Annotated in this window: 15 protein-coding genes and 1 pseudogene; 14 read left to right on the top strand and 2 right to left on the bottom strand. The window is 73.9% G+C overall.

The genetic code is table 11. The features are described 5' to 3' along the window. Window positions 1-40: 40 nt before the first annotated feature. The 13 genes from ABEA77_RS15905 to ABEA77_RS15845 all read left to right on the top strand — a co-directional run bounded on the left by ABEA77_RS15905 (window position 41) and on the right by ABEA77_RS15845 (window position 11,609). Window positions 41-1,330: a helix-turn-helix domain-containing protein gene (locus ABEA77_RS15905; RefSeq protein WP_345647237.1), complete on the top strand. Its 1,290-nt coding sequence runs from the start codon at window positions 41-43 to the stop codon at window positions 1,328-1,330. After that, window positions 1,327-1,914 carry a GNAT family N-acetyltransferase gene (locus tag ABEA77_RS15900; protein ID WP_345647150.1) on the top strand — a complete coding sequence of 196 codons (588 nt, stop codon included), beginning with the start codon at window positions 1,327-1,329 and terminating at the stop codon, window positions 1,912-1,914. The genes ABEA77_RS15905 and ABEA77_RS15900 overlap by 4 nt, the downstream gene beginning before the upstream one ends. A gap of 92 nt (window positions 1,915-2,006) precedes the next feature. Beyond that, complete coding sequence (locus ABEA77_RS15895; protein ID WP_425588283.1) at window positions 2,007-2,090, top strand: putative leader peptide; 84 nt, start codon at window positions 2,007-2,009, stop codon at window positions 2,088-2,090. A 118-nt stretch (window positions 2,091-2,208) separates the two neighbouring features. After that, window positions 2,209-3,906 (top strand): nitrite/sulfite reductase, encoded by a 1,698-nt coding sequence (locus tag ABEA77_RS15890; RefSeq protein ID WP_345647147.1) that lies wholly within the window; start codon window positions 2,209-2,211, stop codon window positions 3,904-3,906. After that, window positions 3,903-4,094: a hypothetical protein gene (locus ABEA77_RS15885; RefSeq protein WP_345647144.1), complete on the top strand. Its 192-nt coding sequence runs from the start codon at window positions 3,903-3,905 to the stop codon at window positions 4,092-4,094. Before ABEA77_RS15890 ends, ABEA77_RS15885 begins: the two co-directional genes overlap by 4 nt. Continuing rightward, window positions 4,091-4,792, top strand: a complete 702-nt coding sequence (locus ABEA77_RS15880) for a phosphoadenylyl-sulfate reductase (protein ID WP_345647141.1) — start codon at window positions 4,091-4,093, stop codon at window positions 4,790-4,792. Before ABEA77_RS15885 ends, ABEA77_RS15880 begins: the two co-directional genes overlap by 4 nt. Window positions 4,793-4,863: 71 nt before the next feature. Further along, complete coding sequence (gene cysC / locus ABEA77_RS15875; RefSeq protein WP_345647234.1) at window positions 4,864-5,409, top strand: adenylyl-sulfate kinase; 546 nt, start codon at window positions 4,864-4,866, stop codon at window positions 5,407-5,409. Then, a complete protein-coding gene (gene cysD, locus ABEA77_RS15870) occupies window positions 5,406-6,344 on the top strand; it encodes a sulfate adenylyltransferase subunit CysD (RefSeq protein ID WP_345647138.1) in 939 nt (312 codons plus the stop codon). Before cysC ends, cysD begins: the two co-directional genes overlap by 4 nt. A gap of 2 nt (window positions 6,345-6,346) precedes the next feature. Then, the gene (locus ABEA77_RS15865) at window positions 6,347-7,690 is read left to right on the top strand and encodes a sulfate adenylyltransferase subunit 1 (protein WP_345647135.1); all 1,344 of its coding nucleotides are present in this window, start codon (window positions 6,347-6,349) and stop codon (window positions 7,688-7,690) included. 245 nt (window positions 7,691-7,935) lie between these two features. After that, complete coding sequence (locus ABEA77_RS15860; RefSeq protein WP_345647132.1) at window positions 7,936-9,051, top strand: aliphatic sulfonate ABC transporter substrate-binding protein; 1,116 nt, start codon at window positions 7,936-7,938, stop codon at window positions 9,049-9,051. A 62-nt stretch (window positions 9,052-9,113) separates the two neighbouring features. Further along, window positions 9,114-9,902: an ABC transporter ATP-binding protein gene (locus ABEA77_RS15855; protein WP_345647129.1), complete on the top strand. Its 789-nt coding sequence runs from the start codon at window positions 9,114-9,116 to the stop codon at window positions 9,900-9,902. Beyond that, window positions 9,889-10,797: an ABC transporter permease gene (locus tag ABEA77_RS15850; RefSeq protein WP_345647126.1), complete on the top strand. Its 909-nt coding sequence runs from the start codon at window positions 9,889-9,891 to the stop codon at window positions 10,795-10,797. Before ABEA77_RS15855 ends, ABEA77_RS15850 begins: the two co-directional genes overlap by 14 nt. Before the next feature lie 8 nt (window positions 10,798-10,805). Then, complete coding sequence (locus tag ABEA77_RS15845) at window positions 10,806-11,609, top strand: sirohydrochlorin chelatase (protein ID WP_345647123.1); 804 nt, start codon at window positions 10,806-10,808, stop codon at window positions 11,607-11,609. Window positions 11,610-11,634: 25 nt separating this feature from the next. Here ABEA77_RS15845 and ABEA77_RS15840 read toward each other — a convergent pair whose 3' ends face one another. Beyond that, entirely contained in the window at window positions 11,635-12,651 is a 1,017-nt protein-coding gene (locus ABEA77_RS15840) for a ketopantoate reductase family protein (RefSeq protein ID WP_345647120.1), read from the bottom strand. Window positions 12,652-12,990: 339 nt separating this feature from the next. Here ABEA77_RS15840 and ABEA77_RS15835 point away from each other — a divergent pair. After that, window positions 12,991-13,455 (top strand): annotated as a pseudogene (locus ABEA77_RS15835) (alkaline phosphatase family protein); the annotation flags it as partial. 252 nt (window positions 13,456-13,707) lie between these two features. On the opposite strand, the gene ABEA77_RS15830 reads toward ABEA77_RS15835, so the two are convergent. After that, window positions 13,708-14,196 (bottom strand): potassium channel family protein, encoded by a 489-nt coding sequence (locus ABEA77_RS15830; protein ID WP_345647117.1) that lies wholly within the window; start codon window positions 14,194-14,196, stop codon window positions 13,708-13,710.

The raw sequence follows: 14,196 nt of genomic DNA, 5'->3' as shown, positions 1-14,196 counted from the left end.
CCTGCCGCCCGGCCGTGTAGTCATCCGTCGAGGGGACATGATGAAGGACGCACCGCTCGATCTGGCCAGGCTCGTCGCCCAGGACGCCGGGCACGCCCTGCGCCTGCTGCACCGGGTGCGGGAGGCCGAACTCGCCGGCGAGCGTCCGCCGGTCGCCCCCCGGCCCGAGATCGGCGCCTCGTGGGAGCGCATGGCGCGGCTCGGCGTGCGGCCCGACCGGCAGGGCGAGCGTCTTGAGGTGGGGATCGAGGAGCTGGAGCACCGCAGGCGTTCCTCGGCGCTCGGCGGCGCGATGCCGACCGTGGAGGCGGCCCTGACCGAACTGGCCGAGACGACGGCGCAGATGGTCGCGGTCACCGACGCGGAGGGCACGGTGCTGTGGCGCACCGGCGACGCGGGCGTGCTGCGCAGGGCCGAGGGGATACGCCTTGAGGAGGGGGCGGTGTGGGCCGAGCACGCCACGGGCACCAACGCGATCGGCACGGCGATCGCGGCCGGCAAGGCGCTCCGGGTGCACGCGGCCGAGCACTTCGTGGCGGCGCTGGCCGGCTGGACGTGCGCGGCGGCGCCGGTACGCGACCCGCGCGACGGGCGGCTGCTCGGCACGGTCGACGTGTCGGGTCCCGCCCGCGGCTTCCACCCGTCGACGCTGCCGCTCGTCGCCTCGGTGGCGCGGCTCGCCGAGAGCGACCTGCGGGAGCGGCACCGGGCCGCGGTGGAGCGGCTGCGGTCGGTGGCCGCGCCGCTGCTGAGCCGGGTGCGCGGGCGCGCCGTGGTGGTGGACCCGCACGGCTGGACCGCGGCGGTGACGGGCATGGCGCCGGTGGACCGGGTCGTGCTGCCGAAGTCGTTCGGCGCGGGCCGGCTGTGGCACCCGGTGCTGGGGGTGTGCACGGCGGAGCCGCTGCCGGGCGGCTGGCTGCTGCGGCTGGCGGCCGAGCGGCCGCGGGAGGCGGCGAGCCGGGTGGTCCTCGACGTGAGCGGGGCGCGGCGCTGCTGGGTCGCGGTGTCGGGGTCGGCGGGCGGCTGGCGCAAGGAGCTCACACCGCGCCACGCGGAGCTGCTGTACGTGCTCGCCCTGCACCGGTCGGGGCGTACGGCGGCGGAGCTGGCCGCGGACGTGTTCGGGGACCCCTCGCGCGCGGTGACGGTGCGGGCGGAGATGTCGCGGGTGCGCAGGCACCTGTCCGGGGTGCTCGACCACCGTCCGTACCGCTTCCGCGAGGAAGTCGAGGTGGAGGTGGTGGCGCCCGCCGACCCCTCGGACCTGCTGCCGCACTCGACCGCGCCCGCGGTGCTCGGCGCGCGGCGTGATTGTCTTGCGCCATGAGCACGACCACCGTGACCACCTGGTTCCTGCGGCAGACCTCCCCCGCCGACCTGCGCCCGGCAGCGGCGCCCGCCGGGGACGTGCGGATCGTGCGCTCGGGCGTGCCGTCGCCCGAGTTCAGCCGCTTCCTCTACACGGCGGTCGGCGGTGACGTGCGCTGGACGGACCGCCTCGGACTCGGCTACGAGGAGTGGCGCGCGCTGCTCTCCGCCCCCGGCACGGAGACGTGGGTCGCCTACGAGGACGGCACGCCCGCCGGGTACGCGGAGCTCGCGGCCGGGGCCGAGGGTGCGGTGGAGATCGTCTACTTCGGGCTGCTGCCCGCGTTCCGCGGCCGGCGCATCGGCGGCCGTCTCCTGTCGTACGCGACGGCGCGCGCCTGGGACCTGGGCGAGCGGTGGCCGGGGCTCGGCGCCACCCGGACGGTGTGGCTCCACACCTGCTCGCAGGACGGCCCTCACGCGAAGGCCAACTACCTGCGGCGCGGCTTCTCCCTGTACGACACCCGGGTCGCCGAGGAGCGGGACGCGGCGGCTCCCGGGCCGTGGCCCGGCGCCTTCGCACGGCCCTCGGAAGGTGTGTGACCCCGAACAGAGCGTCTCACAATGCGGTACTCATGAGTCCACATCGCGGATAATGGTGGACTCGCCGGATCGCGCCATGACACGCTTTCTCCATGTCTCGTGCTGGTACCGCCCTGGTGAGTCGGCTCCACGTCGACCTCGGACGCATGTCCAGCGCCATCTGTTCGGCGGGCTGAGAGTCCCAGCGCACCCGCTTCCGACCGCCACGCCCTACCCCGGCCGCGCGCAGCCGCGCACCAGCGCGCGCGTCCGGCTGAGAGCCGCCCTCCCGCAGTCCCGAAGGACGTAATCGCCATGGCCGCCATGCCGGAAAAGCCCTCCCCAGCACGCCCGCGCCGCAAGGCGAGCCGCCACCGCGGCGAGGGCCAGTGGGCCAAGGGCCACTTCACTCCGCTCAACGGCAACGAGCAGAGCAAGAAGGACGACGACGGTCTCAATGTGCGGACACGCATTGAGACGATTTACGCCCACGCCGGATTCGACTCGATCGACCCCGCGGACCTGCGCGGCCGCATGCGCTGGTGGGGCCTGTACACCCAGCGCAAACCCGGTATCGACGGCGGCAAGACCGCGATCCTCGAACCGGAGGAGCTGGACGACCGCTACTTCATGATGCGCGTGCGGATCGACGGCGGGCGCCTGACGGCCGAGCAGCTGCGCGTCATCGGCGGGATCTCCCAGGAGTTCGCGCGCGGGACCGCGGACCTCACCGACCGGCAGAACATCCAGCTGCACTGGATCGGGATCGAGGACGTGCCGGAGATCTGGCGCCGCCTCGAAGGCGTCGGCCTGAGCACCACCGAGGCCTGCGGCGACGTGCCCAGGGTGATCCTCGGCTCCCCCGTCGCCGGGGTCGCGGACGACGAGATCATCGACGGCACGCCCGCGATCGACGAGATCACCGAGCGGTACATCGGCTCCAAGGAGTTCTCGAACCTTCCCCGCAAGTTCAAGACCGCGATCTCCGGCTCGCCCGTCCTCGACGTGGTCCACGAGATCAACGACATCGCCTTCGTCGGCGTCGAGCACCCCGAGCACGGCCCCGGCTTCGACCTGTGGGTCGGTGGCGGCCTGTCCACCAACCCGCGCATCGGCGTACGGCTGGGCGCCTGGGTGCCCCTCGCCGAGGTGCCCGAGGTCTGGGCCGGCGTCGTCGGCATCTTCCGCGACTACGGCTACCGCAGGCTGCGCACCCGCGCCCGCCTGAAGTTCCTGGTCGCCGACTGGGGCCCGGAGGAGTTCCGCCGCGTGCTGGAGGAGGAGTACCTGGGGCGCGCGCTGCTCGACGGCCCGGCCCCGGCCGAGCCCGTCTCCCGCTGGCGCGACCACATCGGCGTGCACCCGCAGAAGGACGGCCGCTTCTACGTCGGCTTCGCGCCGCGCGTGGGCCGCGTCGACGGCGCGACCCTGACGAAGGTCGCCGACCTGGCGGCCGCGCACGGCTCCGACCGGCTGCGCACCACGGTCGAGCAGAAGATGCTCATCCTCGACGTCGCCGAGGACCGGGTCGAGTCGCTGGTCGACGGGCTCGACGCGCTCGGACTCCAGGTCCGCCCCTCGCCGTTCAGGCGCGGCGTGATGGCCTGCACGGGCATCGAGTTCTGCAAGCTCGCGATCGTCGAGACGAAGCGGCGCGGCATGGACCTCATCGAGGAACTGGAGCGCAGGCTCCCGGACTTCGACGAGCCGATCAGCATCAACGTGAACGGCTGCCCGAACGCCTGCGCCCGTATCCAGGTCGCGGACATCGGCCTCAAGGGCCAGCTGGTGCTGGACGACGACGGCAACCAGGTCGAGGGCTTCCAGGTGCACCTCGGCGGCGCGCTCGGCCTCGACGCCGGCTTCGGCCGCAAGGTGCGGGGCCTCAAGGTCACCGCGTCCGAACTGCCCGACTACGTCGAGCGGGTGCTGACCCGCTACACGAAGGAGCGTGAGAACGGCGAGCGCTTCGCCGCCTGGGCGGCGCGGGCCGGCGAGGAAGCCCTGTCGTGACGGGCCGTGCCGCGCCGTTCTACTGCCCCTACTGCGGCGAGGAGGACCTGCGCCCCGGCGAGGAGGGCCACGGGGCCTGGGAGTGCACGGCGTGCAGCCGCGCGTTCCGGCTCAGCTTCACCGGGCTGCTCGCCCGCGGGGCAGCCGCACGCGACGGACGGAAGACGAGCGGAGGGGACAGGACATGACCACGGCGACCGAGACGGACCGGCTCAGGGGCCTCGCCGAGCAGGCGGGCCGCGACCTGGAGGACGCGTCCGCGGCCGAGATCCTCGACTGGGCCGCCGCCACCTTCGGCAGGCGCTTCTGCGTGACCTCCTCCATGGAGGACGCCGTCGTCGCCCACCTCGCGTCCCGCGCCCTGCCCGGCGTCGACGTGGTCTTCCTGGACACCGGCTACCACTTCCCCGAGACGATCGGCACCCGGGACGCGGTCGCCGCCGTGCTGGACGTGAACGTCGTCACGCTGACCCCGCGCCAGAGCGTCGCGGAGCAGGACGCCGCGTACGGGCCCCGGCTGCACGACCGCGACCCCGACCTGTGCTGCGCGCTGCGCAAGGTGGCCCCTCTCGACCAGGCCCTCGCGGGGTACGACGCCTGGGCCACCGGGCTGCGCCGCGACGAGTCCCCCACACGGGCGGGCACGCCCGTCGTCGGCTTCGACGAGAAGCGGGGCAAGGTCAAGATTGCTCCGATCGCCCGGTGGACACAGGAAGACGTGGAACAGTACGTGGCCGAGCACGGGGTGCTGACCAATCCGCTGCTCATGGACGGCTACGGCTCGATCGGCTGTGCGCCCTGTACCCGCCGGCTGCTGGAGGGCGAGGACAGCCGCGCCGGACGCTGGTCGGGGCTCGGCAAGACGGAATGCGGCATCCACGGATGACCGCAGAGCGTCCCGGCCCGCGGCACGGCGGCCACCGTACCGACGACACCGACCACCACCAGGAGACCCAGTTGAGCGTGACGGACCAGGGCGCCACGGTCTGGCTCACCGGCCTGCCCAGCGCGGGCAAGACCACCATCGCGAGAGAGCTCGCCGGGCGGCTCGCCGCCGAAGGGCACCGCGTCGAGGTACTGGACGGCGACGAGATCCGCGCGTTCCTCACCGCGGGCCTCGGCTTCAGCCGCGCGGACCGGCACACGAACGTGCAGCGCATCGGGTTCGTCGCCGAACTCCTCGCGTCGCACGGCGTGAAGGCGCTCGTGCCGGTCATCGCGCCGTACGCGGACAGCCGCGAGGCGGTGCGCAAGCGGCACGAGGCCGAGGACACCCCCTATCTGGAGGTGCACGTCGCCACGCCCGTCGAGGTCTGCTCCGCGCGCGACGTGAAGGGCCTGTACGCGAAGCAGGCGGCGGGCGAGATAGCGGGCCTCACCGGGGTCGACGACCCGTACGAGGAGCCCTCGGCGCCGGATCTGCGCATCGCGTCCCACACCCAGTCCGTGCAGGAGTCCGCGGCGGCGCTGCACACGCTGCTCACCGAGAGGGGCCTGGCGTGACGACGACCGTACGAGGCGCGCAGGAGGGGACCGGCGCGCCGTACGCACTCAGCCACCTGGACGCGCTGGAGTCCGAGGCGGTGCACATCATCCGCGAGGTGGCCGGCGAGTTCGAGCGCCCTGTGATCCTCTTCTCCGGCGGCAAGGACTCGATCGTCATGCTGCACCTGGCGCTCAAGGCGTTCACGCCCGCGCCGGTGCCGTTCGCGCTGCTGCACGTCGACACCGGGCACAACTTCCCCGAGGTGCTGGCCTTCAGGGACCGGGTGGTCGCCGAGCACGGGCTGCGGCTGCACGTCGCGTCCGTGCAGGAGTACATCGACGCGGGCACCCTGCGCGAGCGCCCCGACGGCACCCGCAACCCGCTCCAGACGCTGCCGCTGACCGAGCGCATCCAGTCGGAGCGGTTCGACGCGGTGTTCGGCGGCGGGCGGCGCGACGAGGAGAAGGCCCGCGCGAAGGAGCGGGTGTTCTCGCTGCGTGACGAGTTCTCGCAGTGGGACCCGCGCCGCCAGCGCCCCGAGCTGTGGCAGCTGTACAACGGCCGGCATGCCCCGGGCGAGCACGTGCGGGTGTTCCCGCTGTCCAACTGGACCGAGCTCGACGTGTGGCAGTACATCGCCCGCGAGCACATCGACCTGCCGGGGATCTACTTCGCGCACGAGCGCGAGGTGTTCAGGCGGGGCGGCATGTGGCTGACGGCGGGCGAGTGGGGCGGCCCGAAGGAGGGGGAGCCCGTGGAACGGCGCCTGGTGCGCTACCGCACGGTCGGCGACATGTCCTGCACCGGCGCGGTCGACTCCGACGCCGCCACGCTGGACGCCGTGATCGCCGAGGTCGCGACCGCCCGCCTGACCGAGCGGGGCGCGACCCGCGCCGACGACAAGCTGTCCGAGGCGGCCATGGAAGACCGCAAGCGCGAGGGGTACTTCTAGCCATGACGACCGCTACCGGGCAGCTGTCCGCGACGACACTGCTGCGCTTCGCCACCGCGGGCTCCGTGGACGACGGCAAGTCCACACTCGTGGGCCGGCTGCTGCACGACTCCAAGTCGGTGCTGACCGACCAGCTGGAGGCCGTGGAGCACGCCTCGCGCAGCCGCGGCAAGGACGCGCCCGACCTGGCGCTGCTCACCGACGGCCTGCGCGCCGAGCGCGAGCAGGGCATCACCATCGACGTGGCGTACCGCTACTTCGCCACCGCGCGGCGGCGGTTCATCCTCGCGGACACGCCGGGGCACGTGCAGTACACCCGCAACATGGTGACGGGCGCCTCGACCGCCGAGCTCGCCGTGGTGCTGGTGGACGCGCGCAACGGCGTCGTGGAGCAGACCCGCAGGCACGCCGCGGTCGCCGCGCTGCTGCGGGTGCCGCACGTGGTGCTCGCCGTCAACAAGATGGACCTGGTGGAGTACGCGGAGCCCGTGTTCGCGCGGATCGCCGCCGAGTTCACCGCGTACGCCGAGTCGCTCGGCGTGCCCGAGGTGACGGCGATCCCGATCTCCGCGCTCGCCGGGGACAACGTGGTGGAGGCGTCCGCGCACATGGACTGGTACGGCGGGCCCACGGTACTCGAACACCTGGAGACCGTGCCGGTCAGCCATGACCTCGCCGACTGCCCCGCCCGCCTGCCCGTGCAGTACGTGATCAGGCCGCAGTCGGCCGAGCACCCCGACTACCGGGGCTACGCGGGCCAGATCGCCTCGGGCGTGCTGCGCGTCGGGGACGCCGTGACGGTGCTGCCGTCCGGCCGCACCTCGGTGATCGAGGGCATCGACGCGCTCGGCGAGAGCGTGCAGGCGGCCTGGGCGCCGCGGTCGGTGACGGTGCGGCTCGCCGACGACATCGACGTGTCGCGCGGCGACCTGATCGCGCCGAGCGCGGACGCGCCCGCCACCACCAGGGACGTGGAGGCGACGGTGTGCCATGTCGCGGACCGCCCGCTGGTGGTGGGGCAGCGCGTGCTGCTCAAGCACACCACGCGCACGGTGAAGGCGATCGTCAAGGACATCCCGTCGCGGCTGACCCTCGCGGACCTCTCCCAGCACCCCGCGCCCGGACAGCTGGTGGCGAACGACATCGGCCGGGTCGTGGTGCGCACCGCGGAACCGCTCGCGCTGGACGCGTACGCCGACTCACGCCGTACCGGCTCTTTCCTGCTGATCGACCCGGCGGACGGCACCACGCTGACGGCCGGCATGGCGGGCTCCGCCTTCGCCGAGCGGGCGGCGGGGGCGGCGGAGAGCGCCGCAGGGGCGGCCGACGAGGGCTGGGACTTCTGATGGGGCAGGCGGCGCGCGACGTCTTCGGGACGTTCGCCAAGGAAGGCGGCCGGGTGGGCAGCGGCACACTCGGCTCCGGCACCGGCGGCGTGGCCCGATGTGTGCGGTGACGTACGCGCACTGCCCGCGCGCCCACGCCGTACCGCGCCCAGAACCGACCGACCTCCATCCGCCGCCGTACCGGCCGCGCCCTCCGCACTGACGGACGGCGCGCGTTCCGGGCCACCGAGAGGACCAGCCTCCCGATGTCCGTTCTCCGTACCTCCGCGCGCCGCCGCCTCGCCGTCGCCGCCGCCCTGCCCCTGACCGCGCTGCTGCTCACGTCGTGCGGCTACGGCTCCAAGGCCGACAAGGGCGCCTCCGCCGCGCCCGCTTCGAGCGGGGGCGGCAAGAAGCTCTCCGCGGACCAGGTCAGGATCGGCTACTTCCCGAACCTGACGCACGCCACCGCCCTCGTGGGAGTGCAGCGTGGCATCTTCCAGAAGGACCTGGGCGGCACCCGGGTGAAGACCACCACGTTCAACGCCGGGCCCTCGGAGATCGAGGCGCTCAACGCGGGCAGCGTCGACATCGGCTTCATCGGCCCCTCCCCCGCCATCAACGGCTACACCCAGTCGGGGGGCAAGAGCCTGCGCATCATCGGGGGTTCGGCCTCCGGCGGGGTGAAGCTGGTGGTGAACCCGAAGAAGATCGCATCCGTGGCCGCGCTCAAGGGCAAGAAGATAGCCACCCCGCAGCTCGGCAACACGCAGGACGTTGCGTTCCTCAACTGGCTCAGCGGCAAGGGCTGGAAGGTCGACCCGCAGTCGGGCAAGGGCGACGTGTCGGTGGTGCGCGAGGACAACAGCGTCACCGTGGACGCCTTCAGGACCGGGCAGATCGACGGCGCCTGGGTGCCGGAGCCGACCGCGTCGCAACTCCTCGACGAGGGCGGCAAGACCCTGATCGACGAGTCGGACCTGTGGCCGGACAAGAAGTTCGTGATCACCAACATCGTGGTGTCGCAGTCGTTCCTGAAGGCGCACCCGGACGTGGTCGAGGCCGTCCTGAAGGGCTCGGTCGACACCAACAAGTGGATCAACGCCAACCCGGACCGGGCGAAGGCGTCCGCGAACGCCGCGCTGAAGTCGCTGTCCGGCAAGGCGCTCAAGCCCTCCGTGCTGGACTCGGCCTGGCCCTCCATCAAGATCACCGACGATCCGCTGGCGTCCACGCTCCAGGCGGAGGCGGACCACGCCGTCAAGGCGGGCCTGCTGAAGAAGCCGGACCTCAAGGGCATCTACGACCTGGACCCGCTGAACAAGGTCCTCGCGTCCGAGGGGCGGCCCACCGTGTCCGACGCGGGGCTCGGCGCCCGCTAGGTCGTGTCCGCGCCCCCGCTCCCCAGCCCCTTCCCCGCATCCGCTCCCTGGAGGTGACGACCATGGCGTCCCCGCTCGTCAAGGCCGCCGACGAGACCACGGCGGTGGAGCCCGCCGCACGGCTCGACCACGTCTCGAAGGCCTTCGGTACGGCCGCAGGCCGCCAGCTCGTCCTGGACGACATCACGCTCGACGTCGCGCCCGGCGAGTTCGTCACCCTCCTGGGGGCGTCCGGGTGCGGCAAGTCCACCCTGCTCGGTCTTGTCGCGGGGCTCGACGAGCCCTCGGCCGGGTCCGTGTCCACCGGGGGCAGGCCCGCCCTGATGTTCCAGGAACACGCCCTCTTCCCCTGGCTGACCGCGGGCAAGAACATCGAACTCGCGCTCAGGCTGCGCGGGGTGCCGCGCGCCGAGCGGCGCCCGGAGGCGGAGCGGCTGCTCGACCTGGTGCGCCTCGGCGGCGCGTACGGCAAGCGCGTCCACGAGCTGTCGGGCGGCATGCGCCAGCGCGTCGCGCTGGCGCGGGCGCTCGCCCAGGACAGCAGGCTCCTGCTGATGGACGAGCCGTTCGCGGCGCTCGACGCCATCACCCGGGACGTCCTGCACGACGAGCTGACGAGGATCTGGCAGGAGACCGACGTGTCGGTCCTGTTCGTCACGCACAACGTGCGCGAGGCGGTGCGGCTCGCCCAGCGGGTCGTCCTGCTGTCGTCGCGGCCCGGCCGGGTGGCCCGCGAGTGGCAGGTCGGCATCCCGCACCCGCGCCGCATCGAGGACCCTGACGTGGCCGCCCTGTCCGTCGAGATCACCGAACAACTCCGTGGGGAGATCCGCCGCCATGGCCAGCACTGACACGACACGGCCCGACGCGGCGGGCCCCGCCCCCGCCGGGCAGGACCTGGCGGGCCTCGAAGCGGGTCTCGACGCGCTCGGCAGCGCGGGCCCCGCCAGGGCGCCGCTGCGCCGCACCCTGGTGGACAAGGTGCTGCCGCCGGCCGTCGCGGTCGTCCTGGTGCTCGTGGTGTGGGAACTGCTCGTCCTCGCGCACGTCGCACCCGCCTACAAGCTGCCCTCGCCCGGCGCCGTGTGGGGCGAGGTGACCGGCGCCTGGGAGCAGGGCACCCTGCTCGGCTACATCTGGACGAGCGTGGAGCGCGGCCTGCTGGGCTTCCTGCTCGCGCTGGTCATCGGCACCCCGCTGGGCCTCGTGGTCGCCCGGATCAGGCCGGTGCGTGCGGCGATCGGCCCCATCCTGTCGGGCCTCCAGTCGCTGCCCTCGGTGGCGTGGGTGCCGCCCGCGGTGATCTGGCTCGGCCTCAACGACCGCATGATGTACGCGGTGATCCTGCTCGGCGCGGTCCCCTCGATCGCGAACGGCCTGGTCTCCGGCGTGGACCAGGTGCCGCCGCTGTACCTGCGGGCCGGGCGTACGCTCGGCGCGACCGGTCTGCGGGGCACCTGGCACATCGTGCTGCCCGCCGCGCTGCCCGGCTATCTGGCGGGGTTGAAGCAGGGCTGGGCGTTCTCCTGGCGGTCCCTGATGGCCGCGGAGATCATCGCGTCCTCCCCCGACCTCGGCATCGGCCTCGGCCAGCTGCTGGAGAACGGCCGGACCAACAGCAGCATGTCGATGGTGTTCCTGGCGATCTTCCTGATCCTGATCGTCGGGATCGCGGTGGACCTGCTGGTCTTCAGTCCGCTGGAGCGGTGGGTACTCCGCAGCCGCGGCCTCGCCGTCAAGGGTTGATCGCCTCCATGTACCGCGCACGTCCCGTCCTGCTCCTCGTCGCCCACGGCAGCCGCGATCCGCGGCACGCGGCGAGCGTGCACGCGCTCGCAGAGCGCGTCAGGTCGCTGCGGCCCGAGCTGCGGGTGGAGACGGCCTTCCTCGACTTCAACGCGCCCTCGGTCCCCGGGCTCCTCGACCGGCTCGCGGCCGGGGCGCGCGAGCGCGGCGCGCCGCGCGCCGTGGTGGCGTCGCCGCTGCTGCTGACGCGGGCGTTCCACGCCAAGACGGACCTGCCTGCCGTGCTGCGGGAGGCGTCGGCGCGCCATCCGCTGCTGCGGATCCTCCAGGCCCCGGTGCTCGGGCCCTCGCCGCTGCTGCTGCGAGGGCTCGACCGGCGGCTCACGGAGGCGGGCCTCTCCGCGGCCGACCGCCCCTCGACGGGGGTGGTCCTGGCGTCGGCCGGCTCCTCCGACCCGGAGGCGGGGGCGGTGATCGCCGGGGTCGCGCGGGAGTGGCGGCGGGCGGGCTGGCTCGCGGTGCGGCCCGCGTTCGCCTCCGCGTCCCCGCCCCGCACCGAGGACGCGGTGCGGGAGCTGCGGGCCGCGGGCGCGCGCCGGGTCGCCGTGGCGCCCTATGTGCTCGCACCCGGCCGGCTGCCCGACCGGATCGCCGAGGGGGCGCTGGCCGGGGGCGCCGACGTCCTCGCGCCCGTGCTGGGGGCCGCGCCCGAGGTGGCGCGGCTGCTGCTCGCCCGCTACGAGCAGGCCGCGGCGCACCTGGCCGCCGCCCCGTTCGGGCGCGTACCCGTCCCGGTGCCGCGCTCCGCCTGAGCCCCGGCGGCCGGTACGGTCCGGGTCAGGGCCGCGCCGCGGCGGGCGCTGCCGAGCGGTCGGCCTCGGCGCGCAGCTCGGCCGCCGGCAGGGAGCCGGCGGCGCGGCCCTGTGCCGCGAACGCGTCGGCGAGCCGCTGGAGGGTCTCGTTGACCGGCGTGGCGACCCCGTGCAGGCGGCCGAGCAGGACGATCTCGCCGTTGAGGTAGTCGGTCTCGATGCTGCCCGCGCCGCGGGCGAGCGACTGCCAGGAGGAACCGCCGCCGCGCCGCGCCGACGTGGCCGGGTCGAGGCGGAACAGGGCGCGCGCCTCGTCCTGCTCCTGCTGGGTCGCGCAGTCCACCCCGGCGGCGGAGAGCACCGCCCACCCCTCGGCGACCGCCCGCTGGTAGACGGCGCGCGCGTCGTCGTCCGCGAGACCCGACAGCGCCTCGACGGCGTTGGCGAGGTTGCCGAGCAGCTTGGCGTACTTCCACCGCATGGGGTCGGCCACGACGGGGGCGAGCAGCCGGGCCTTCTCCAGGTCGCCCGCGATCGCGCGGACGGTGTCGTCGGTGCCCGAGGGGTAGCGGCCGAGGTGCAGGATCCCGGTGTACGGGGTGCTCGGCGCGAGCACCGCGCCGGGTTCCACGTGGGTGGCGGGCAGCCAGACGCACATCGCGTACACGCGCCTGAACCTGCGCAGGGCGAGGCGTTCGCCCTCGACACCGTTCTGCGCGCACACCAGCGGCAGCTCCTCCCCCGCCGTGCCGCCGCCGGCCACCGGGCGGCCCGCCCAGGCGCCGAGCGCGGCCGGCGCGTCCTGGGTCTTCACGGCGAGCACCAGCACGTCGTCCGGGCGCAGTTCGACGTCTCCCGGGCCGTCGGCCACGGGCACGCGGTGCACCCCGGTGCCCTCGGGTGTGGTGAACTCCAGGCCGCGGTCGCGCAACGCCTCGTAGTGGGCGCCGCGGGCGACGAGGACGACGTCCGTGCCCGCCTCCGCGAGCCGTGCGCCGATGCTGCCGCCGACCGCGCCCGCCCCGATGATGATGTACCGCATGCCGGTTCCTTCCGCGTGTTCGCCGCCGCTGCGCAGGTAGGGGGCCGTGCCGGGCCCCGGACACGGCCATCCTGCCAGGGCGGGGCGCGGGCTGCGAGGGCGCGCCCAGGGCCGCGGCGGGCGGCCCCGGCGGCCCCCGGGAGCGGCCCCGCGGGTGGCCCGAAGCCGCCCCTCGCCCCAACAGCAGGTGTCCTGAGGCGAGTTGTCGGACAGGGCGCGGATCTCTTCGGCGGTTGTTCCCGTGCCCGCCATGCGGTCCGGCGTCGGCCTGTGCCGGGCGCGGCGATTCTTTGCGGGCCCCAGAAGCTGGCTCATCGCCGAGTTGAAAGGAACTCCGGAATGAACGACGGCACTGCGGAGAACTCGTCCCCCCGCACCGGCCTGACCCGCCGCAGACTCCTCGGCTCCACCGCCGCCGTCGGCGCCCTCGCGGCCGTCGACGCCGCGCTGCCCGGCAATGTGCGCAAGGCGGTCGCCGCCGGTGCCGCGCGGGGCGGGAAGCTCTCGGACATCCAGCACGTGGTGCTGCTGATGCAGGAGAACCGCTCCTTCGACCACTACTTCGGCACGCTGTCGGGCGTGCGCGGCTTCAGCGACAAGAAGGCCCTGCGGCTGCCGGGCGGGAACCCCGTGTTCAAGCAGCCCGACCCCACCGGCGCACAGGGCTACATGCTCCCCTTCCACCTGCGGACGAAGACCACGTCCGCGCAGGCCATCCCGTCGACCAGCCACGCGTGGGAGGTGCAGCACCCTGCGGGGAACGGCGGCAGGATGGACAACTGGCTGCCGGCGCACCGCCCCGCCGGCCACGCAGAGCATGCCGCGCCAGGAGTCCGGCACGCGCCCGCACGTGTCCTGACCTCCGAAGGACCCCGGCCCGCGCTCCGCGGCAGAATCGGAGGGCCCCCGCGAGTCACGTCCTCGCGGGGGCCCTCCGCCCTTCGGCCCGCGCACGGCACCGAGAAGACGATCACGGGAAGGTGCGGCGAGCTCCCTCCAGCCTATTGCACATCATGCGCAAGTGCATCCTGGCGGCAGAAAGCCGGGCGCGTCGCCTCACGGCCGCGGACCCCGGCCCTCCCGTACCAGCTCCTCAAGCCGGTCGAAGCGGCGGTGCAGCGCCGCCGCGTCGGTGGCGGCGTCCGCCTGGCCCCGACGGCCCGCCTGCCGCAGCGCCGCGCCGGCCTCGCGCAGCTCGCGGGTGGCACCGGACACGAACCAGGTGGCGAGCGCCGCCGTCAGGACGCCGAACAGCGAGATGCCGACGAACATCACCACGCAGGCGATGACCCGGCCCCAGAGCGTGACCGGATAGAGGTCGCCGTAGCCGACCGTGGTGGCCGTCTCCAGCGCCCACCACAGGGCGCGGGGGTAGGAGGTGATGCTGGCGTCCGGCGCGCCCCGCTCCGCCGGCACCACGAGCCAGGACCCCACGAGCAGGACGACCAGAGTGGCGAGGGCCGCCCACAGGGACGCGCGCACGTGCGTGCCGCGGCGGCGCGCCCCCGAGAGCCAGCGGACCAGGGTGGCGAAAAGCGGCAGCAT

Source organism: Streptomyces tremellae (assembly GCF_039540215.1).
GTDB classification, from domain to species: domain Bacteria; phylum Actinomycetota; class Actinomycetes; order Streptomycetales; family Streptomycetaceae; genus Streptomyces; species Streptomyces tremellae.
The sequence above is the reverse complement of the archived record's forward strand: the minus strand, read 5'-3'. Positions and strand labels throughout refer to the sequence as shown.

What these genes read in the sequence shown, in the direction of transcription:
- ABEA77_RS15905 (WP_345647237.1), top strand. Translation starts at nt 41, where the DNA reads ATGAAGGACGCACCGCTCGATCTGGCCAGGCTCGTCGCCCAGGACGCC.
- ABEA77_RS15900 (WP_345647150.1), top strand. Translation starts at nt 1,327, where the DNA reads ATGAGCACGACCACCGTGACCACCTGGTTCCTGCGGCAGACCTCCCCC.
- ABEA77_RS15895 (WP_425588283.1), top strand. Translation starts at nt 2,007, where the DNA reads ATGTCTCGTGCTGGTACCGCCCTGGTGAGTCGGCTCCACGTCGACCTC.
- ABEA77_RS15890 (WP_345647147.1), top strand. Translation starts at nt 2,209, where the DNA reads ATGGCCGCCATGCCGGAAAAGCCCTCCCCAGCACGCCCGCGCCGCAAG.
- ABEA77_RS15880 (WP_345647141.1), top strand. Translation starts at nt 4,091, where the DNA reads ATGACCACGGCGACCGAGACGGACCGGCTCAGGGGCCTCGCCGAGCAG.
- ABEA77_RS15865 (WP_345647135.1), top strand. Translation starts at nt 6,347, where the DNA reads ATGACGACCGCTACCGGGCAGCTGTCCGCGACGACACTGCTGCGCTTC.
- ABEA77_RS15860 (WP_345647132.1), top strand. Translation starts at nt 7,936, where the DNA reads ATGTCCGTTCTCCGTACCTCCGCGCGCCGCCGCCTCGCCGTCGCCGCC.
- ABEA77_RS15855 (WP_345647129.1), top strand. Translation starts at nt 9,114, where the DNA reads ATGGCGTCCCCGCTCGTCAAGGCCGCCGACGAGACCACGGCGGTGGAG.
- ABEA77_RS15850 (WP_345647126.1), top strand. Translation starts at nt 9,889, where the DNA reads ATGGCCAGCACTGACACGACACGGCCCGACGCGGCGGGCCCCGCCCCC.
- ABEA77_RS15845 (WP_345647123.1), top strand. Translation starts at nt 10,806, where the DNA reads ATGTACCGCGCACGTCCCGTCCTGCTCCTCGTCGCCCACGGCAGCCGC.
- ABEA77_RS15840 (WP_345647120.1), bottom strand. Translation starts at nt 12,651, where the DNA reads ATGCGGTACATCATCATCGGGGCGGGCGCGGTCGGCGGCAGCATCGGC.
- ABEA77_RS15830 (WP_345647117.1), bottom strand. Translation starts at nt 14,196, where the DNA reads ATGCTGCCGCTTTTCGCCACCCTGGTCCGCTGGCTCTCGGGGGCGCGC.